This is a genomic window from Novosphingobium sp. TK46 (assembly GCF_055361525.1).
In genome coordinates this window covers 828,248-847,160 of the sequence record NZ_CM143963.1, presented here as the reverse complement: position 1 = coordinate 847,160, position 18,913 = coordinate 828,248, and the positions used below count along the sequence as shown (strand labels likewise).

The 18,913-nt window shown below is 65.5% G+C and carries 17 protein-coding genes; 9 read left to right on the top strand and 8 right to left on the bottom strand.

Annotated features, from left to right (window positions below; genetic code table 11):
* Positions 1 to 66 precede the first annotated feature (66 nt).
* Entirely contained in the window at positions 67 to 600 is a 534-nt protein-coding gene (locus ACXJ1Z_RS03925; protein ID WP_463779689.1) for a MarR family winged helix-turn-helix transcriptional regulator, read from the bottom strand.
* A gap of 241 nt (positions 601 to 841) precedes the next feature.
* Here ACXJ1Z_RS03925 and ACXJ1Z_RS03920 point away from each other — a divergent pair, with 241 nt between their 5' ends.
* The gene (locus ACXJ1Z_RS03920; RefSeq protein WP_463779688.1) at positions 842 to 3,382 is read left to right on the top strand and encodes a TonB-dependent receptor; all 2,541 of its coding nucleotides are present in this window, start codon (positions 842 to 844) and stop codon (positions 3,380 to 3,382) included.
* A 589-nt stretch (positions 3,383 to 3,971) separates the two neighbouring features.
* On the opposite strand, the gene ACXJ1Z_RS03915 is transcribed toward ACXJ1Z_RS03920, so the two are convergent.
* The gene (locus tag ACXJ1Z_RS03915; protein WP_463779687.1) at positions 3,972 to 4,667 is read right to left on the bottom strand and encodes a fumarylacetoacetate hydrolase family protein; all 696 of its coding nucleotides are present in this window, start codon (positions 4,665 to 4,667) and stop codon (positions 3,972 to 3,974) included.
* Between the two features lie 132 nt (positions 4,668 to 4,799).
* Between ACXJ1Z_RS03915 and ACXJ1Z_RS03910 the strand changes: the two genes are divergently transcribed.
* Positions 4,800 to 5,360: a YqgE/AlgH family protein gene (locus ACXJ1Z_RS03910; RefSeq protein WP_463779685.1), complete on the top strand. Its 561-nt coding sequence runs from the start codon at positions 4,800 to 4,802 to the stop codon at positions 5,358 to 5,360.
* A gap of 95 nt (positions 5,361 to 5,455) precedes the next feature.
* Here the strand turns inward: ACXJ1Z_RS03910 and ACXJ1Z_RS03905 are convergent, their stop codons facing one another.
* A complete protein-coding gene (locus ACXJ1Z_RS03905; RefSeq protein ID WP_463779684.1) occupies positions 5,456 to 6,421 on the bottom strand; it encodes a TauD/TfdA dioxygenase family protein in 966 nt (321 codons plus the stop codon).
* 228 nt (positions 6,422 to 6,649) lie between these two features.
* Between ACXJ1Z_RS03905 and ACXJ1Z_RS03900 the strand changes: the two genes are divergently transcribed.
* Positions 6,650 to 7,378 carry a TetR/AcrR family transcriptional regulator gene (locus ACXJ1Z_RS03900; protein WP_463779682.1) on the top strand — a complete coding sequence of 243 codons (729 nt, stop codon included), beginning with the start codon at positions 6,650 to 6,652 and terminating at the stop codon, positions 7,376 to 7,378.
* Here the strand turns inward: ACXJ1Z_RS03900 and ACXJ1Z_RS03895 are convergent.
* The 5 genes from ACXJ1Z_RS03895 to ACXJ1Z_RS03875 form a co-directional block, all read right to left on the bottom strand.
* On the bottom strand, positions 7,375 to 7,944 hold the full coding sequence (locus ACXJ1Z_RS03895) for a nucleotidyltransferase family protein (RefSeq protein ID WP_463779680.1): 570 nt from the start codon (positions 7,942 to 7,944) through the stop codon (positions 7,375 to 7,377). The genes ACXJ1Z_RS03900 and ACXJ1Z_RS03895 overlap by 4 nt on opposite strands.
* Entirely contained in the window at positions 7,941 to 8,942 is a 1,002-nt protein-coding gene (locus ACXJ1Z_RS03890) for an XdhC family protein (protein WP_463779678.1), read from the bottom strand. Before ACXJ1Z_RS03890 ends, ACXJ1Z_RS03895 begins: the two co-directional genes overlap by 4 nt.
* Positions 8,943 to 9,032: 90 nt before the next feature.
* Complete coding sequence (locus tag ACXJ1Z_RS03885) at positions 9,033 to 9,629, bottom strand: TetR/AcrR family transcriptional regulator (RefSeq protein ID WP_463779676.1); 597 nt, start codon at positions 9,627 to 9,629, stop codon at positions 9,033 to 9,035.
* 96 nt (positions 9,630 to 9,725) lie between these two features.
* Positions 9,726 to 10,397, bottom strand: a complete 672-nt coding sequence (locus tag ACXJ1Z_RS03880) for a murein L,D-transpeptidase catalytic domain-containing protein (RefSeq protein ID WP_463779675.1) — start codon at positions 10,395 to 10,397, stop codon at positions 9,726 to 9,728.
* Positions 10,398 to 10,530: 133 nt separating this feature from the next.
* On the bottom strand, positions 10,531 to 11,790 hold the full coding sequence (locus tag ACXJ1Z_RS03875) for a polyhydroxyalkanoate depolymerase (protein WP_463781163.1): 1,260 nt from the start codon (positions 11,788 to 11,790) through the stop codon (positions 10,531 to 10,533).
* 195 nt (positions 11,791 to 11,985) lie between these two features.
* On the opposite strand from ACXJ1Z_RS03875, the gene ACXJ1Z_RS03870 reads away from it, so the two are divergent.
* The 6 genes from ACXJ1Z_RS03870 to ACXJ1Z_RS03845 all read left to right on the top strand — a co-directional run bounded on the left by ACXJ1Z_RS03870 (position 11,986) and on the right by ACXJ1Z_RS03845 (position 18,890).
* Entirely contained in the window at positions 11,986 to 13,830 is a 1,845-nt protein-coding gene (locus ACXJ1Z_RS03870; protein ID WP_463779674.1) for an ABC transporter transmembrane domain-containing protein, read from the top strand.
* A gap of 158 nt (positions 13,831 to 13,988) precedes the next feature.
* Positions 13,989 to 16,148 carry a M13 family metallopeptidase gene (locus tag ACXJ1Z_RS03865; protein ID WP_463779672.1) on the top strand — a complete coding sequence of 720 codons (2,160 nt, stop codon included), beginning with the start codon at positions 13,989 to 13,991 and terminating at the stop codon, positions 16,146 to 16,148.
* 127 nt (positions 16,149 to 16,275) lie between these two features.
* Entirely contained in the window at positions 16,276 to 17,085 is an 810-nt protein-coding gene (locus tag ACXJ1Z_RS03860) for an undecaprenyl-diphosphate phosphatase (RefSeq protein ID WP_463779670.1), read from the top strand.
* Positions 17,082 to 17,870: a polyphosphate kinase 2 gene (gene ppk2, locus ACXJ1Z_RS03855; RefSeq protein ID WP_463779669.1), complete on the top strand. Its 789-nt coding sequence runs from the start codon at positions 17,082 to 17,084 to the stop codon at positions 17,868 to 17,870. The genes ACXJ1Z_RS03860 and ppk2 overlap by 4 nt, the downstream gene beginning before the upstream one ends.
* Before the next feature lie 161 nt (positions 17,871 to 18,031).
* Complete coding sequence (rpmG, locus tag ACXJ1Z_RS03850) at positions 18,032 to 18,199, top strand: 50S ribosomal protein L33 (protein WP_147089455.1); 168 nt, start codon at positions 18,032 to 18,034, stop codon at positions 18,197 to 18,199.
* A 55-nt stretch (positions 18,200 to 18,254) separates the two neighbouring features.
* Complete coding sequence (locus ACXJ1Z_RS03845; RefSeq protein WP_463779667.1) at positions 18,255 to 18,890, top strand: LolA family protein; 636 nt, start codon at positions 18,255 to 18,257, stop codon at positions 18,888 to 18,890.
* Positions 18,891 to 18,913: the final 23 nt, after the last annotated feature.

The following is an 18,913-nucleotide window of genomic DNA, read 5'->3' as shown; positions in this document are numbered from 1 at the left end:
TTGCATCGCCGCCAGGCGCGGCAACGACAAGCCGCGATTGTTTAGCCCCCGAAGCGTTCTGCAGGCCTAACGCGAGATGGGCGCATGATCACGATGCATCTGCGCATGCAGGTGGCCCATGATGCGGTCGAGCGCGATGCGATCGGGCGCCGGCAGGGCTTGGTAATGGCGCACGAACCGTGCCTGCGCCTCGAGCGCCGCTGCCACCGCCTGCACCTTCGCAGCCCCGGCGGGAGTGATGGTCAGCAAGGTGGTGCGGCGATCGCGCGCAGAAGGCTGGCGCTGCAACAGGGCCATCGCCGCCAGCCGCGTCACGCGCTCCGAGATCACCGCCAACGAAAGGTCGAGCGTCCCGGCAAGGTCGGTGGCGCGCAGCGGGCGCTCGCCATCGATCATCATCGCGCCCAGCAAATGGAAGTCGGCGATGCTGATGCCATGCTGTGCGCTGATCGCGTTGAGATCGTTCGCCAGCAGCCGGCCGACGTTGAAGGTGTGCCACATCGCCGCGAAATGCTCGACCTGCAGGTCGAGCCCGGCGAAGAACGAGCGTCCCGTTTCCACTTGCGCGGCTGGGCTGCGCGGCTTGCCATCGGCGGTCATGCCCCCTCATCGATCAGACGATGCCGGCGCGTCAAGATCATCGGCGGACAGAGGATGCGACCACCACAGCGGTTATGTTGCAAAGGGTCCACCATCACCCTGAAACCATTGCAGTTTGCGTCAAGCCGTGTTGCCATCGAGATAGGGCGCCGATAATATCTGCGGGGTCGATAGGCGAAACGACTGGTCTGCGCTTCGGGTGCGGCGCCGTGTGACGCGATCGGCATAAGGGGCAAGACGCATGAACATTTCAGGCAGGTGGCTGTGTGCCGCTGCTCCGGTCGCGTGGGCGATGTCGTCTCTCGGCATACCCGCGCTGGCGCAGGACGTGGCGGACCCGGCGGACGCGCAGGGACAGGCGGGCATGGCGGTTGCGGCTGCGGGCCGCGTGATCGACGAAGGCGATATCATCGTCACCGCCCGCCGCCGGTCCGAGACCGCACAGGAGGCGCCGGTCGCGATCTCGGTGTTGAGCAGCGCCATGCTCGATCGCTATGCGGTGAAAAGCATCAACAACATCGCCTCGCTCACGCCCGGTCTGATCACCGGCGAATCGTCCGGATCAGTCGGCGGCTCGATCTCGTTGCGCGGCATCGGCTCGGGCGAGAGCCAGCCGTTCATCGACCAGGTCGTCTCGCTCAACGTCGATGGCGTGCAGATCAGCACCGCGCAACTGCTGCGCGCGGCGCAACTCGACCTCAACCAGATCGAGGTTTTGCGCGGACCGCAGGCGCTGTTCTTCGGCAAGAATTCGCCGGGCGGCGTGATCTCGGTCACCTCGGCCGATCCGGGGGACCGGCTGGAAGTGATCGCGCGCGCCGGCTATGAGTTCAAGGCGAACGAGACGTATGGCGAACTGATCGTCTCGACCCCGATCACCGACACGCTGGGCTTGCGTGTCGCCGGGCGCTATTCGGCGATGGACGGCTATGTAAAGATCGCGCAGCTGCCCGCCAGCGCATATCCCGCCGGCATCGATCCCTACGACCTGAAGGCGTTCCCCAGGCAGAAGGAGACGTTTCTGCGCGGGACGCTGGCCTTCGATCCATCGGACAGGTTCTCGTTCAAGGTCAAGGGCACCTACACCCGCACCGCGATCGTCGGCAGCGCTTCGTACTTCAGCGACGTGACGCATTGCCCGTATGGCGTGCCGCAGGAGGCGTTTCAGATCCCGGACAACTGCAGCAACGACGGCACCATCGTCACCTCGCTGCTGCCCGCCGCCTATCCCGGCATCAACCGCTTCAATCTCGACGACCGCCATGGCGAGCGCACCAATAAGCAGGCGCTGATCGCGGCGACCGGCGAATACAAGTTGAGCGATACCCTCGCGCTGACGTCGGTCACCGGCTATTACTGGATCCGCGAAAGCCAGATGTCGAACGGCTCGTACCAGGTCACGCCCAACTATGCCTTCGCGATCCGGTTCAACTCGAAGCAGTTCACGCAGGAATTGCGGCTGGCGTCGAGCTTCGATGGCCCGATCAACTTCCTGGCCGGTGGGTTCTACGAGAACCGCAGGATGTTCACCGGCACCCAGCTTGGCGTGCCGAACCTGCTGCTGAACCTCTACGATGTCGAAACCACGCGCCAGAAGCAGATCAGCTATTCGGGATTCGGTCAGGTACTGGTCGATGTGACGCCGAAGCTGCAGGTAACGGCGGGCGGACGCTATACGCATGAAATCAAGAAGCTGCTGGACTATCTGGTCTACAATCCGGCGGCGACGTATCCGGACGGCCCGGTCGACGTCACGCAACTGCCGAGCTATCCCGGCAATCCGAACCCGAAGCTGACGTTCGACAATTTCTCGCCCGAGGTAACCGTCAAGTACAAGGCCACGCCGGATCTGATGGTGTTCGCCTCCTTCAAGAAGGGCTTCAAGTCCGGCGGCTTCGATGCCGGCTATACCGCAGGTGCGATCGTCAGCCCGGTGCGGCAGGCGCAAGGGCAGACCTTCCAGCCCGAAAAGGTGCAGGGGTTCGAGGCAGGCGTGAAATCCCAGTTGCTGGACCGTCAGCTGATCGTGAACCTGACCGGATACTGGTACGATTACGACGACCTTCAGGTTTCGGTGTTCGATACCCAGATCCACGCCTTCAAGACGCAGAACGCCGCCAAGGCGCGGGTCAAGGGTCTGGAATTGCAGACCTCGTTCAATCCGCGCGCCTTGCCGGGGGTCAACCTGCACGCATCGGCGGCGCTCAACGATGCCCGATTCCGGGACTATATCGGCGATTGCTATGCCGGGCAGACTCGCGCGCTGGGCTGCAATCTCGTTCCGAACGATGCCGGCAATGCCGCCTCGCTTGCGATCAATCCGGCGACGGGGCGGCCGGAGCCGCGCTTCACCTCGCAGGATCTGTCGGGCGTACGGCTGCGCAAGGCTCCCAAGTGGACGCTCAATGCCGGGGGTTATTACGAGCTCGATTTTTCCCGGGCGCTGATGTTCAGTCTGTCTGCCGACGTTTCCTATTCCGATGGCTACATGGCCAGTGCGAACTACAATCCCGACACGTACCAGCCGGCCTTCGCCAAGCTGGACGCCACGGCGCGGATCTTCACCTCCGACCGCCGCTGGGAACTGGCGCTGATCGGCCGCAACCTGACCGACAAGCGCAACCTGATCAACGCCAACGACCGGACCGGCACCGGCGGCGGCAAGGGGGGCTTCGCGTCGTGCACCACCCTGTCGCAGGTCGGCTGCGACCGCTTGCCCGATATCACCGGCACACCCACGCAGCCGCGCACGGTCACGCTGCAGGCGACCTTGCATTATTGACGCGAAGGTTGACATAGCGAACCGTATCGGTTATATGCTGCAGCACCGGAGCAAGCTTTGGCTTGGTTCCGGTAAACGGCGGGTGCGGGCGGACAGGGCCTTGTTCGACACCAACCCGCACCGTGCGGCCGGCGCTTCACAGACGGGCGCCTGCACCCGATGCGATTGCTGACGATCGGCATCCGGCGGTACGTCCGCAGGCTCTCCCGATCGTTCAAACCGGCGGCGTTTTTGCGAACCTTTCGCCGCCGGAGCTTCGCATGAAAAAGAAGGTCGAGCTGGCGGTCCGCTTACGCGCTTCCCCCGTCGGCCGGTCGCGAGATGGAACGTGAGCCAAGCCTGTCGCGCCAGGCACCCGCGCCGGCCGCAACGTCCGCCGTGTGTCTTTCCTGGCGTAACCCCGCGCTCGCCGGCGGGCGTACCCGCTTGCGCGGTTACCAGTCGATTTTTTAACACCCACCGGGTCATTTCCACTTAGGCGGGATTCCATCTCGAACGTCGAAAAACACCATCAACGCTCGCGTGGCTCTGCAGGCCGCATGAATGGGTATCCGTCCGGGCCCGGCTTACGCGCGCAAGGACCGGCGTCTCACTCCGGCTCACCGATCGTCAGTCGGATCGGCGTCAACCCCGTGATCGTACCATCCAGTACGTCGCCCGGTTCGATCGGGCCGACCCCGGCCGGGGTGCCGGTGTAAATCAGGTCACCGGGAACCAGATGGTACAGGCGCGATAAGTCCGCGATCAGTTCGGCCACGCTCCAGCTCATGTCCGCAAGCTCGGCGTCCTGCTTGATCACGCCGTTCTGGTGGAGCGAAATACGCTGCCCGCCCGGCTGGCCGAAGCGCGCCGCGCGGGTGAGCGGGCCGATGACCGCCGCGTTCTCGAAGTCCTTGCCGGTGTCCCAGGGATAACCCTTGTCCTTGGCGGCATTCTGCAAATCGCGACGGGTGAGGTCGAAACCGCAGGCATAGCCCAGCACCAGCGCCATCGCCTGTTCGACGGGAACGCGAAAACCGGACGTGCCGATCGCGACCACCAGCTCCATCTCGTAGTGGCAGTTGGCTGTGCCGGGCGGATAAGGGATCGTGTCGCCCGCCAGATGGATCGCCGCGGCGGCCTTGGTAAACCAGATCGGCGCGTCGCGTTGCGCCACGTCGCCCATTTCGCGTGCATGCGCGGCATAGTTGCGCCCCACGCAGAACACCCGCGAAACTGGGAAGAGCGCGGTCTCATCCGCCAGCGGCACGGCGGAGATCGGCGGTGGGTCGAACAGCATGGTCATGATCGGCAGGCTCCGGGACGGGTCGCCCGACTCTAGGCGCCGCCAGCCGCGCTCGCAAACCCGGACAATGCCGATCGCGGAAACGCGATCACGCCGCCTTGCCGCCGACGGGGAAGACGGTACACTTGGGCCGTGACCACCGAACAATACCTTTCGGGCCGAATCCTGCTGGCGATGCCCGGCATGTTCGACCCCCGCTTCGAACGCTCCGTCAACGTCATGTGCGTGCACGATGAGCACGGCGCGCTGGGCATCGGCATCGGCCATATCCGCGAAGGCGTGCGCTTTCGCGAACTGCTGGAAGAAGTCGGCATCGATCCCGGCGATGCGCCCGATCGCGAAGTGCATCATGGCGGTCCGGTCGAGCCTGGACGTGGCTTCGTGCTGCATTCGACCGACTGGGGCGGGCAGGACACCATCGCGGTCGAGCCGCTATGCGCGCTGTCGGCCTCGCTCGACGTGCTGCGCGCCATTGCCGAAGGGCGTGGTCCCAGGGACTGGCTGATCGCGTTGGGCTACGCCGGATGGGGCGGCGGGCAGCTCGAAGGCGAGATGCGCCATCATGGCTGGTACGCCGCCGGCGGGCACAGATCGGTCCTGTTCGAAACACCGGCCGACGGCCGCTGGGCCGGCACCTGGCGCGCGGAAGGTATCGACCCTTCGTTCCTGGCCAATACCACCGGCCGCGCCTGACTGGAAAGGGGGCGGCACGGCGCGGGCGTGATCCTTGCATCGCCGGCGACCGTCCCGATCAGGCCAGCCTGCTCACATCGCGACGCCGCGCTTCGTCAGTACGTCCGCTCGAGAATCTTGTTGTCGGTGGTGGCGCCGTTCTCGAAATAACCAAGGCCGTAGTCGCCCTTGATCGTCGTGCGCTGCATCCGCCGGCCATACTTCGGGGAATGTCCGCTGACCGCGTGCAGCACGCGCCAGTTATCCCAGATCAGCATGTCGTCGGGCTTCCACGAATGCCAGTAAGCCAGATCCCCCGCGAGCGCGAAGATCTGCGCGCTGACGTCCTGCAGCAGGGCGTGACCCTCGGCGGTCTCGTGGCCCTCGATTCCCTCGGCCATCCAAGGCGAGACGTGCAGCACCTTTTCGCCGGAGGCGCGGGTCCATACGGCGGGATGGACGGCGCGGGGAACGCCCTCGGCCGCGGTCATCACAGCCGCTGCATGGGGGTTCTCTTCGAGGCAGCGATAGCTATCGGGTGCGCCGAAGTGAAAGTCCTTCATCACCACGTTCATGCGATAGAGCACGTTGTGGCGCTCTATCCGGTCGCGCAAGTCGGGCGATAGCGCCTGATACAGGTCGATGCCGTCGACGAAGCCGGTCAGCCCGCCTTCGGGCGGAATGTCAAGCGGGCGCAGCACGCCGGCGCGGTTCAGTTCGTTGTTGTAGGCATGGTCGAAATGCCAGGGCAGCCAGCTCACCAGTTCGCGGCCATCGACCTCGATGCGGCCTTCGGGTTCGGGCTTGGCGGTCATGTCGATCACGCCGGGCATGGTGTCCTGATCGACGCGGGGCACCGCCTTGCTGGGGTGGTCCTTCATCGGGCCGAAGATGTCGGACAGGGCGACATGCATGCGGCCGCTGGGCTCCACCTGCTCGAACACGATCATGCCGTGGCGCTCGAACAGGGCGTTGACCTCGTCACGCACCACCACATCCTTGGTCTGGTCGAAGGTGATGCCGCGTACCCGCACACCGAAATCACGGCCATCGATGGCCGGGCGAATATCCAGGTTGCTCATCACGCTATCCTCGTTTGTCGCTCTCGCGGTAGCCTCGCGCATCTTTTTCGAGTGCGTCGCGAATACCCTGGCTTGCGTCGATTTGTAAGCCATAGCACGCTCTTACGAGACCGGCAAAGATGCCTGGCATCACGCGCTTTCGATTTCGCACCTGCAGCGTTTCAAACGTGCGTTGCCCCCTAGCGCAAGTCGCGATAGGACCGTGGGCGCAAGATGGCGGCGGCAGCGATGACGATCAGCGACGACGGTAGCGGAAGCGACATTCACGACAGCGCGCGACGACGCCCGGGCCGGCCCTCGCTCAGCAACGAGGCCTTGCTGGACAAGGCGGTCGAACTGTTCTTCGCCAACGGCTTCGCCGGCACCAGCATCGATGCCATCACAGCCGCCGCCGGCATGGCGAAGCGCACGGTCTATGCACGCTACGGCGACAAGACGCGGCTGTTCAAGGCGGCTCTGGAGCGTGCGATAAGCCAGTGGATCCTGCCGACAGAGCAACTGCGCGCGCTCGAGGAGGCGGACTTCGAACGGACGCTGGTGGCGATCGGCGACCTGCTGGTGGCCAACGTGCTCAGCCCGGGCGGGCTGCGGCTGATGCGCCTGACCAACGCCGAATCGATGTGGATGCCCGAGATCAGCAGCGAGAACGTGCGCCTCGGCACCGAGCCGACGCTGCTTTATCTGTTCGACCTGTTCGAACGGCGTGCACGTCTTTCTCGCGAAGATGCGCAGGAAGCCGGACAGGCCTACCTCAACCTGATCGTCGGCGGGCCTGCCAACAGCGCCGCCTGGGGTGTCGAAATCGACATGGCGGTCGTCAGGCGGCAGACCCGTTTCGGCGTGTCCCTGATCCTGCATGGGCTGCCGATCGCGGAAAGGCACGGCGATCGCGGCGTCGCCTCGCTGATCGCGCAGGCATGCGCTTGCCTGAACGAAGCGCAGCAGCAGCTGGGTTAGCGCGGCGAACGGTTCGCGCCACCAAGCGCGACGAGATCTTCGGGCCGATCGACATCCGCGTGGATCAGCGGATCGGCGCAGTCGACCAACACCACGTCTTCGCGCGACCGAAGCAGCTTGCCGAGCCCGGCGTCGCCCTGCAGCGCCGCGATATCTTCAAAGGCCTGTGCCGATAGCAGCACCGGATGGCCCGGCTTGCCGGCGTGGAGCGGCATTGCGGCATAAGCGCCGCCGATGCGCCCGGCCAGAAGCGAGGCCACGTCGTGCGGCACCAGCGGCATGTCGCCCAGGAACACGAACAGGCCGTCCACATCCCTCGCTGCCGTGAGACCGGCGCGCAGGGTTTGGGACAAGGCGGTGCTGGCGATCCGCACCACCTCGATCCCGGCATGTGCTGGCAATTCCAGCGCGGGATGCGCGACCACGATCACCCGCGTCACCGGTGCTGCCAGCGCGGCCCGGATCGCATGGGACACCAGCGGCACGCCCGTGAAATCGGCCGAGAGCTTGTCGCTGCCGAACCGCCGCGCCGATCCGGCGGCCAGCACCAGCGCGATCCGTTTCACGCCCGTTCGCGCGCCGGATTGAGCGCCTGCATCACTTGCGCAAGGATGCCGGTCGCGACTTCCCAGGGCGCCTTGCCAAGACCCGGCACACCCGGTGACAGCTGCAGGTGCGCCAGTTCTTCCGCGCTCGCGCCGGCGGCTTGCAAGGCCGCCATTCGCGCCGGCGCGCGCGATCGCGCGCCGATCATCGCGACATAGCCGGCCCCGGCACGCAACGCCGCAAGGCATCCACCAAGGTCGTGCTCGTCCTCATGCGTGGCGCCGACGTAGGCTGTCCAGCGATCGGGGCCGAGCCGCGCCAATGCGTCGGCCACCGGCTCGCGCAGGTATTGTGATACCGGAAAGGGCGGGGGTGTCTCAGGTCCGTAAGGGCGCACCAGGATCGTCTCGAAGCGGGCGTCGGTGGCGAGCCGCGCGAGCGCCAGTGCGCCCGGATCGCCGCCGGTCACGATCAGCCGGCGTGGAGGATCGTAACGGCGTGCCAGCGTGAAAGGCGCCTCTTCCAGTGTCAGCAGCGGTGCCTCGCCAAGCGTCACGTCCTGGCGCACGCCATCGCTGCGCCACACGCAGATCTGCCGCGCGCGTGCCGCCGCCAGCAGCGCCTGTGCCGCGGCACTGTCAGGCTCTATCCGCTCGACCAGGACGTGCAGGGCACCGCCGCAGCGCAGGCGGATGTCGATCCACGGACTGCCCATGCCATAGTGCAGCCGCTGCGGCTTGCCATCCGCCAGAACGTCGCGCGCGTGCCCGGCGACATCGCCTTCGATGCAGTCGCCCGAAAAATACCCGGTGGCAGCGTTGCCCACGAACAGCATCTGCGCGCCCGGACCGCGTGGCGCGCTGCCTTCGACCTTGTATAGCGTCGCAAGGGCGACCCGCTGACCTTGAGCTATCGCCTGAGCCAGCGCGGGGCGCACATCGTCGCTCCAGCCGAAGGTAGGCCAGTCTGCGCCGGCCAGCAGCGCGTCTTCGTCGGTCAGGACGTGTTCGGATAGCATGGCGGGCATATGGGGGGCGCGCGGTGTGCTTGCCACGCTGTCGCTCGATTTCTTCGCAGCCGCAGTCGCTTGACCACGCGGGCGGCCGATTTACGCGTTCGTGACGCCGAGAGTTGGCACGTCGCCCATTAGCGGCGCGATGACCAGCCGGTGCAGGATGGCGGCGATGGCGTCCGCCGAAAGATCGGTGCCGACCGTCAGCCACCAGGCCAGGCCGTCGATCATCGCCCCGGTTCCGTGCACCACGCCAAGATCGGATGGCAGCCAGTCGAGTTGCGAAGATCCCGCTGGCAGCAGGCGCGCCTGGCGGATGAACTCGTCGCGCACGATCCCCGCCGCGCCGCCGGCCAGCAGCGCCTGCCACAGCTTGCGATGTTCGCCCACATGGCCGCACAGCACGCGGGTGGATTCAAGGCTTTTCGCCTCTGCCAGGATCGGCAGGCTCAACGCCAGCAGGCCTGAGATCTCCTCGGACGCGACATCGCCCAGCAGCGCTTCCTTGGTCGGGTAGTGGCGGAAGAACGTGGCATAGCCGGTGCCGGCGCGGGCGCTGATCTCGCGGATGGTGATCTGGTCGAAGGGCTTTTCTTCCAACAGCGCCAGCAGCGCGTCGTTCAGGGCCTTTTGCGATCGCACTTGCCGCGCGTCGGTGGGCTCTGCCCGTCGTGTTCCGGTTAGGATAGCCATCGTGCCGCGCCGGTAACATTTCGACATGCTCGTGTCGATGCTTGCGAGAACGCAGGTCTCGCAAGCCGACCTCGACCAGTCACGCGCTTTAGCTGCTCAGACGATCCGGTCGGCGAACAGCAGGCGTCCGCCTGACAAGTGCCACAGCGCCTGGTTGAAGTCGGTCGGGCTCATCGCGAAGCACCCGTCGCTGCGACCCAGCTTTCCCCATTTCTCGATCATCCCGGCATCGACGTACCAGGCCGAATGCATCACGATCATGCGCTGGAGCGCGGTCGAATTATCAGGATCGAGACCGAGGAGGCGGATCGAGGTGCCGTACTTGCCGGTGTACCATTCGCAGGTAAGATAAGCACCGCGCGATGTCGCCAGCGAGCCGTACTGGCTCGAGAATGTCTGCAGCCAACCGGTATGGTCGAGATCGGAACCCTTGCCGTGCGCCAGCAGGAACGAACGGACCGTACCCGCCTCGAGATTGGCGAAATGCAGGCGCGGCTCCCACGAAGGCCGCGAAAAGTCCGCGATGCCGACGATGTCGGTACGCCACAGCTTGCTGCCCATGCGCTCGACCTGGCGCTTGGCGGAAGCGAGAATCTTGTGCGTGTATTCCGGCGTGCCGACGGGGGAGGGCGGCCGTACCGGCAGCACCACGGCTGGCGGCGGCGCAAAGGGATCGCCCACCAGCGGCACCGATCCCGGAGCGGGCAAAGGCTCGGCCAGGCTCTGGAAACCTTGCGCCAGTGCGGGCACCGCAAGGCCGGTCGCCATCAGCCCGGCACCTGCGGAAAGCCCGCTTCTTAGAACATCCCGCCTGCCCAACACACGATTCATGCCGTGCATCTAGCGGATGTTGCCCGATCTCGCCAGCCCGCCGCCAGGGGCAGGACGTCCCGGTCGTCGTTCAGGCGTCGTCTTCCTGCGCGATCGGGGGCGAGGGGACATAGGCGTGCTGGGCGATCCACTGCTCCACCACCGGCGCGATGCGGTTTCGCCACTTGCTGCCGTTGAAGATGCCATAGTGACCGACATCCGTGGCCAGGTAGTACTTCTTGTGGCTGTCGGGCAGGTCGCTTGCGAGATCGAGCGCGGCGCGCGTCTGGCCAAGACCCGAAATGTCGTCCTTCTCGCCCTCGATGGCGAGGATCGCGGTATCGCGGATCGCGGCAAGGTCGATGCGCTGGCCGCGATGGACGAACTCGCCCTTCGGCAAGGAGTGGCGCTGGAAGACGTGATCGATCGTCTGCAGATAAAAGTCGGCGGTCATGTCGCAGACCGAGCGATACTCGTCGTAGAACGCCTTGGTCGCATCGGCGCTGTCCTCGTCGCCGCGCAGCAGGTGGTTGAACATCGCCCAGTGGCTTTTCATGTGCGACTGGAAGTTCATCGACATGAATCCGGCAAGCTGCAGGAACCCGGGATAGACCCGGCGCCCCGCACCCGGATAGGTCAGCGGCACGGTGGCGATGACGTTGTTCTCGAACCACGACAGCGGCTTTTGCATCGCCAGATCGTTGACGCTGGTCGGCGCCCGCCGGGTGTCGACCGGGCCGCCCATCATGGTCAGCGTCGCCGGGCGGCAGGGATTGCCGACGGCCGACATCACCGCCGTCGCCGCCACGGCCGGGACCGAAGGCTGGCAAACCGCCAGGACATGGGTGCCGGGGCCGATGCTTTCCAGAAAGCCGATCACATAGTCGATGTAGCTGTCGAGGTCGAACACGCCGGCATCGAGCGGGACCATCTTCGCGTCGGCCCAGTCGGTGATGAAGACGCGGGATGTCCGGAGCATCCGCTCGACCGTGCCGCGCAGCAGCGTGGCGTAGTGCCCGCTCATCGGGGCCACGATCAGCAGGTTCTGCGCGTCGGCCGGCAGGCCGTCACGTTCAAACCGTAACAGGTTGCCGAACGGCCGTTCAAGCACGACCGATTCGGTAACCGGATAGCGTTTTCCGTCCACGCTGACCTCGGTGATGCCGAACGCCGGCTTGCCGCGCGGCGTCGCTGCATGTGCGAAGACTTCGAGCGCGGAGGCTGCCACCGGGCCGAACCCGAAATAGCCCATCGGCAGCGAGGGATTCGAAAGAACCTCCGCTCCGATCGAAGCCCATGCGGCCGCACCGGTCAGCATGGTGCGTTGAAGTTCATAGGCATTGTACAGCACGAACGGTTCTCCAAGGCGACACGAGGCACCTCGACGGTGATACGCGCTATTTGGTGTAGAAGACGTTTTTGTGCAATGCGGCATTTGGGTCGCCGGTTGCACCCGTTTGGCGGTGATGCCCTTTTTACACCTTGGCAGAAGGGCTCCCACGCGTGACCCTTTCCCTCTACGAGGCTAGGATGTAAGGGCCGCGCCATGGAAGCAGCAGCAGCCGGCACGAACGCGTCGACCCCGTCTGCGGGGCAAGATCCAACCACCGAGGCACCGGAGCCGCGCCGCCGCAGCCTTTCGCCTCTGCTGATGATCTGGCGCCAGCTGCTGGCCTATCCGGGACGGCTCGTTACCGCCGGCATCGCCCTGATCGTCACCGCCAGCGCCACCCTGGCGATCCCGGCGGGTTTCCGCCTGGTGATCGACCGGGGCTTTGCCAACGGCGGCAATCCGGCCGACATCGCGCGCTGGTTCGAATACCTGTTGCTGATCGTGACCGTGCTAGCGATCGGCACCGCCGTGCGCTTCTACAGCGTATCGTGGCTGGGCGAGCGGGTCGTGGCCGATGTGCGGCTGGCGGTGCAGGGGAACCTGCTGCGGCTGTCGCCCAGCTTCTTCGAGGAAAACAGCCCCAAGGAGATCGCCTCGCGCTTGACGGCGGACACGTCGATCATCGAGCAGGTGGTCGGCTCGACGGTCTCGGTGGCGCTCCGCAACCTCATCATGGCGGTGGGAGGCGTGGCCTATCTGTTGGCGCTGGCCCCGCAATTGACGTTGGGCCTGGTGCTGGCGATCCCGGTGGTGATCCTGCCGATCGCCTTCTTCGGCCGCAAACTGCGTGTCGTCTCGCGCACCAGCCAGGATCGCGTGGCCGACATCGGCGCGATGGTTTCCGAAGTGCTCGGCGCGTTGCGGGTGGTGCAGGCGTTCAACCAGGAAAAGCGCGAAGGCGACCGCTTCGGCGCGGCGGTGGAGCGCACGTTCGATACCGCCAAACGCCGCATCATGATCCGCGCGATCATGACCGCGGTCATCATGTTCCTGATCTTCGGGTCGATCACCTTGCTGATGTGGCGCGGCGCGATCGATGTTGCCAACGGGGTGATCTCGGGCGGCACCATCGCCGCCTTCGTGGTGACCGGCGGTATCGTCGCGGGTGCGTTCGGATCGCTGACCGAAGTCTACGGCGACCTCGTGCGCGGTGCCGGCGCGGCCAGCCGGCTTGCCGAACTGCTGGGCGAACGGCCGGTGATCGCCGCGCCCGCAAGGCCGCAAGCCTTGCCCGAGCCGCCGCGCGGACAGCTGTCGTTCGATCGGGTGACCTTCCGCTATCCCTCGAGACCGCAACAGGCGTCCGTGCGCGAATTTTCGCTGACGGTCGAACCGGGCGAGACGGTCGCCATCGTCGGACCTTCGGGCGCGGGCAAGTCGACGCTGTTCCTGCTGGCCGAGCGGTTCTACGATCCGCAGACCGGCACCATCAAGATCGACGGCGTGCCGCTGACCTCGGCCGATCCGGGCGAAGTGCGTGCACGGATGGCGCTGGTGCCGCAAGAGGGCGTGCTGTTCGCCGCCGATGCGCGGGACAACCTGCGCTATGGTCGCTGGGACGCGAGCGACGATCAGATCTGGGACGCGGCGCGCGCCGCCAACGCCGAGGCGTTCCTGCGCGACCTGCCGCAAGGGCTCGACACGTTCCTGGGCGAGGGCGGCGCGCGCCTGTCCGGCGGGCAGCGCCAGCGGCTGGCGATCGCCCGTGCCATCCTGCGCGACGCCCCGATCCTGCTGCTCGACGAAGCCACCAGCGCGCTCGATGCCGAAAGCGAGCGGCTGGTGCAGGATGCGCTCGATCGCCTGATGGAGGACCGCACCACGCTGGTGATCGCCCATCGGCTCGCCACCGTGCGCAAGGCCGACCGGATCATCGTGATGGAGGATGGCCGCATCGTCGAGGAGGGCACGCACGAACGCCTCAGCGCTTCCGGAGGGCTCTATGCGCGGCTGGCGGCGCTGCAGTTCGATGCGCCCCGCGTGACCCCGCTGGGCTGACGGCACGCAAGCCTCTCCACCTTCGTGAAAGATTAAGCGGACCAACCGGCGTCGCGGCATTGGATTGTCGCGAAGGTGCAACTATGTCGCGAAACATCGCGCGGCGGTTCTGCCGCTGCTCTGCCACGTCATGTCGCAGCACTCGATCGCAAAGGACATTGCCCTTGCCTCTTCGCTTAACGTCTCTTCTGGCCGCCGCTTCGCTTTCGGCGCTGGCTCTTTCGGCCCCGGCGCTCGCCAGGGATGCCGCCGCCCCCGCGCGTCCGGCTACCGCGTCGCCCACCACCGCTGCCGCCGATAAAACGTGGGGCAGCTTCGGCGTCCAGACCCAATACATGAACCGCAACGCCAAGCCGGGCGACGACTTCAACCAGTACGTCAACGGGCAGTGGCTGGCGACGACCGAGATCCCGGCCGACAAGACCAGCGTCGGCTCGTTCGTGATCCTGCAGGACCTGTCGCAGGAGCGGATCCGCGGCATCCTCGATGGTCTTGCCGCCACCAAGCCGGCTGCCGGCAGCGACGAAGCGCGCATCGCCGCGTCCTATACCGCCTTTACCAATGTCGACGCGATCAACGCCAAGGGCATGGCCCCGCTGGCGCCCTATCTCGCCAGCATCAAGGCCGCCAACACGCCGCTCAAGCTGATGACGCTGTTCGGCAAACCCGGTTATGCGTCACCGGTCAGCGCCAGCGTCGATCCCGATCTGAAGAAGAGCGACATCAACGCGTTCTATCTCGGCCAGGGCAGCCTCGGCCTGCCGGATCGCGACTATTACCTCAAGCAAGATGCCAAGTCGCAGGAGATCCGCGCCAAGTATCTGGATTACCTGACGTTCGTGCAGGGCAAGCTCGGTAATCCCGATCCTGCCGGAACCGCCAAGGCGGTGCTCGCGCTCGAGACGCGCATGGCGCAGGAGCAGTGGGACCGCGTGATCGAGCGCAACACTGATCTCACATATAACCGGTTGACGCTGGAGCAGGCGAAGGCACTCGGCAAGCCGGGTGAGATCGATGCGTTCCTGGGGTCGCTTGGGGTGACGCCGTCGTATGTCATCGCCGACCAGATTCCGCCTACGCCAGAAGAACTCAAGGCGGCCGGGATCGATGCGGCCAAAGCCAAGCAGATGATCGGCGGCGGCTTGCCCGCGACGATGAAGCTGCTTCACGACGTGCCGGTCGCGACATGGCAGGCCTGGCTTTCCACCCAGTTCGTCATCAATCACGCCTCGGTGCTGCCGACCGAAATCGACAAGGCCAACTTCGATTTCTACGGCAAGGTGTTGAGCGGCCAGCCCGAGCAGCGCCCCCGCTGGAAGCGCGGCATCGCCACCGTCGAGGGTCAGGTCGGCGAATTGCTCGGCAAGATCTACGCCGCGAAGTATTACCCTCCGGCCGAAAAGGCGGCGATGGAGAGCCTCGTCGCCAACTTGCGCAAGGCGATGGCGGCCAACCTGCAGACGCTGGCCTGGATGGGGCCGCAGACCCGCCAGGAAGCGGAAGCCAAGCTTGATGCATTCGCTACCAAGATCGGCGCGCCCGAGACGTTCAAGACCTATCCGGGGCTTAAAGTGTCGCCCGACGACGCGCTGGGCAACGCGATGGCCGCCGCGACCTGGGAGCAGCAGGACAAGCTGGGCCGACTGGGCAAGCCGGTCGATCGCACCGAATGGTTCATGCTGCCCGAGACGATCAATGCCTACTACAACCCGCCATTCAACGAGATCGTGTTCCCGGCCGGGATCCTGCAACCGCCGTTCTTCAACGTCTCGGCCGATCCGGCGGTGAACTATGGCGCGATCGGGGCCGTGATCGGCCACGAGATGGGTCACGGCTTCGACGATCAGGGCGCCAAGTACGACGGCACCGGCAATCTGCGCGACTGGTGGACGGCGCAGGACAAGGCCAACTTCGAAAAGCTGCAGGATAAGCTGGCCGCGCAATACAGCGCCTTTTGCCCCTATGACGATGGCAAGACCTGCGTGAACGGCCGCCTGACGATGGGCGAGAACATCGGCGATCTGGGTGGTCTCAGCCTCGCCTATCGTGCCTACAAGCTGTCGCTGAACGGCAAGCCCGCACCGGTGATCGACGGCGTGACCGGCGACCAGCGCTTCTTCATGGCCTGGGCGCAGGTCTGGCGGCAGAAGATCCGCGACGAGCAGGCGCGTCAGTACCTGATCGTCGATCCCCACGCCCCCAGCGACGTGCGGATCAACGGTATCGTGCGCAACTTCGACGAGTGGTACAAGGCGTTCGACGTCAAGCCGGGCGACAAGCTGTACCTGGCGCCGCAGGATCGCGTGCGCATCTGGTGATGATCTAGGCAGATCGCCCTTCCCGGCTTGTCGACGGGCCGGGAAGGGCGGCTTCCAACCGAAATTTTGCGCCACATGACGCTGGCGAGATTGACTTGGCCGCTGCCCGCGTCATGTCTCTGCGCCGATGACACTAACTATCACCGCCATCCTCCTCGGCATCGTCGAAGGTCTCACCGAATTTCTGCCGGTCTCGTCGACCGGGCACCTCATCCTGGCATCCGAGATATTCGGTTACGATGCGCAGACCTGGAAGGTGTTCAACATCGTCATCCAGCTGGGCGCGATCCTGGCGGTGGTGGTGCAGTTCTGGCGCACGTTCTGGGCCGTGGGCGCCGGGCTGCTGAAGTTGCAGCCGGGCAGCATCCGCTTCGTGCGCAACATATTGGTCGCGTTCCTGCCGTCGGCAGTCCTGGGCCTGCTGCTCAAGCATCAGATCGATGCGATGCTGGGGGCGCCGATCATCGTCGGCTGGGCCTTGATCGCCGGCGGCATCGCGATCCTGCTGGTCGAGAAGATCGCCAAGCCCGGACCGCTGACCGGTGTGGCGCAGTTGCCCGTGATGCAGTGTCTGGGTGTCGGCATGGCGCAGTGCCTGGCGATGGTTCCGGGCGTCAGCCGTTCGGGCGCGACGATCATGGGCGCGCTCGCCATGGGCATCGAACGGCGCACCGCCGCCGAGTTCAGCTTTTTCCTGGCCATCCCGACGATGATCGGCGCGACCACGCTGGAGCTGTTCAGTTCGCGTCATGAACTCGCCGCCGGCATGGGGCCGGTTGGCTGGAGCGAGATCGCGATCGGCTTCGTCGTCTCCTTCCTCGTTGCGCTGGTCGTGATCAAGGGCTTCGTCGCCTTCGTCAGCAAGTCCGGGTTCGGTCCGTTCGCCTGGTACCGCATCGTCGCCGGCGCGGTAGCGGTGTACCTGCTCAGCCGATGAAGGATCGCAAACACCTCAAGCGCAAGGCTTACGACGGGGCGCTTGCGGCGATGGAGCTGGAGCTGGTCGGCATGGCGCGCTGGGCCGCCGCGACCGGTGCGCGCATCGTCGTCCTGTTCGAGGGTCGCGACACGGCGGGCAAGGGCGGGGCGATCGGCGCGATCCGACATGTGCTCAATCCGCGCCAGTGCCGCGTCGTCGCCCTGTCCAGCCCGAGCGAGCGCGAGCAGGGTCAGTGGTATTTCCAACGCTATGTCGAGCATCTGCCGACCAGGGGCGAGATCGTGCTGTTCGATCGCAGCTGGTACAATCGCGCCGGGGTGGAGCAGGTGATGGGCTATGCCGAGCCCGAGCAGGTCGAGGCGTTCCTGCGACAGGCTCCGGATTTCGAGAAGCTGCTGGTCGACGACGGCGTCCTGCTGTTCAAATACTGGCTCGCCTGCGATCAGGACAAGCAGGAGGAGCGCCTGGCCGAACGGCTGGACGATCCGCTCAAGCGCTGGAAACTGTCCCCTGTCGATCTCGCCGCGCGGGGCAAATACACCGCCTATACCAAGGCGCGCGAGGCGATGCTGGCAGCCACGCACACGCCGCATGCGCCTTGGACGCTGGTCGATTTCAACGACCAGCGCCGTGGCCGGCTGACCTTGATCCGCGACTTGCTCGACCGCATGCCCGATACCGATGTTGAGCCCGCGCCGCTCGATTTCCCACCATTGGCGGGCAAGCCCGGACACGAGCATTTCGAGGTTCTTGAACCGATCGCGTCCTTCAGGACCGACTAGCATCGGGCGGTCGATCCCACCGCCCACGCTTGACTCGCGCCGATGCATACGCCATGGGCCGCAACCTTGCAGGGCGGCGGGTTTTTGCCGCCCTCATTCGTTTGCAAACAGCATTTCAGCGGCCGCCACGGCGCGGCTCTTAGAGGAACAGGACAAGCGCCATGGCGAAGCCCGCAACCGTAAAGATCCGGCTGGTCTCCACCGCCGATACCGGCTTCTTCTACGTGACGAAGAAGAACCCGCGCAACACCACCGAGAAGATGGTGTTCAAGAAGTACGATCCCGTCGTGCGCAAGCACGTCGAGTTCAAGGAAGCCAAGATCAAGTAAGGGTTCATTGACGGTTCAACGCCGCGACTGCAAAGGCAGGCGCATGAACCGATCGATGAAGACTTTTCGTGTTATCGCGGGCGCGGCCGTTTCGGCCGCGCTTTGCGTTCCTGCGCTCACCGTGTCCGCGCCCGTCGCCGCGCAGGCTCCCGCTCCGCTGGCGCAAGTGGTGGAATCGCTGCGGGCGATCACCACGCTCAAGGCGAACTTCACCCAGACAGACCGCTCCGGTCAGACGCTCAGCGGTGTCCTCACGCTCAAGCGTCCCGGCCGCATCCGCTTTCAGTATCAGAAAGGCGTCCCGCTGCTGATCGTCGGCGATGGCAAGGCGCTGACCCTGATCGACTACGAGGTCAAGCAGGTGCAGCGCTGGCCGATCGGCAACAGCCCGCTTGGCGCCATTCTCGATCCCAAGCGTGACGTCGCCAGTTTCGGCACGCTCAAGCCCACGGGCAACCCGAACGTCATCAGCGTCGAGGTGCGCGACCGCAAGCATCCCGAGTATGGCGTCATCACCCTGATCTTTACCCGCAAGGCCTCCGCACCCGGTGGGCTGGAACTGACCACATGGGTTTCGCTGGATTCGCAGAACACGCGAACGACCGTCCGGCTCAGCAACCAGCGCTATGGCGTGCCGGTGAGCGATGCGGATTTCCGCTGGAACGACCCGCGGCCACGCACTCGTCGATGACAGCGCTCGCTTGGTCCTGATAC

Bases quoted from the DNA above. Each gene is read 5' to 3' on its own strand.
- ACXJ1Z_RS03915 (WP_463779687.1), bottom strand. From the start codon at position 4,667: ATGACCATGCTGTTCGACCCACCGCCGATCTCCGCCGTGCCGCTGGCG.
- ACXJ1Z_RS03880 (WP_463779675.1), bottom strand. From the start codon at position 10,397: ATGGCGACCGGCCTTGCGGTGCCCGCACTGGCGCAAGGTTTCCAGAGC.
- ACXJ1Z_RS03920 (WP_463779688.1), top strand. From the start codon at position 842: ATGAACATTTCAGGCAGGTGGCTGTGTGCCGCTGCTCCGGTCGCGTGG.
- rpmG (WP_147089455.1), top strand. From the start codon at position 18,032: ATGGCGAAGCCCGCAACCGTAAAGATCCGGCTGGTCTCCACCGCCGAT.
- ACXJ1Z_RS03860 (WP_463779670.1), top strand. From the start codon at position 16,276: ATGACACTAACTATCACCGCCATCCTCCTCGGCATCGTCGAAGGTCTC.
- ppk2 (WP_463779669.1), top strand. From the start codon at position 17,082: ATGAAGGATCGCAAACACCTCAAGCGCAAGGCTTACGACGGGGCGCTT.
- ACXJ1Z_RS03885 (WP_463779676.1), bottom strand. From the start codon at position 9,629: ATGGCTATCCTAACCGGAACACGACGGGCAGAGCCCACCGACGCGCGG.
- ACXJ1Z_RS03890 (WP_463779678.1), bottom strand. From the start codon at position 8,942: ATGCTATCCGAACACGTCCTGACCGACGAAGACGCGCTGCTGGCCGGC.
- ACXJ1Z_RS03870 (WP_463779674.1), top strand. From the start codon at position 11,986: ATGGAAGCAGCAGCAGCCGGCACGAACGCGTCGACCCCGTCTGCGGGG.
- ACXJ1Z_RS03925 (WP_463779689.1), bottom strand. From the start codon at position 600: ATGACCGCCGATGGCAAGCCGCGCAGCCCAGCCGCGCAAGTGGAAACG.
- ACXJ1Z_RS03845 (WP_463779667.1), top strand. From the start codon at position 18,255: ATGAAGACTTTTCGTGTTATCGCGGGCGCGGCCGTTTCGGCCGCGCTT.
- ACXJ1Z_RS03905 (WP_463779684.1), bottom strand. From the start codon at position 6,421: ATGAGCAACCTGGATATTCGCCCGGCCATCGATGGCCGTGATTTCGGT.
- ACXJ1Z_RS03900 (WP_463779682.1), top strand. From the start codon at position 6,650: ATGACGATCAGCGACGACGGTAGCGGAAGCGACATTCACGACAGCGCG.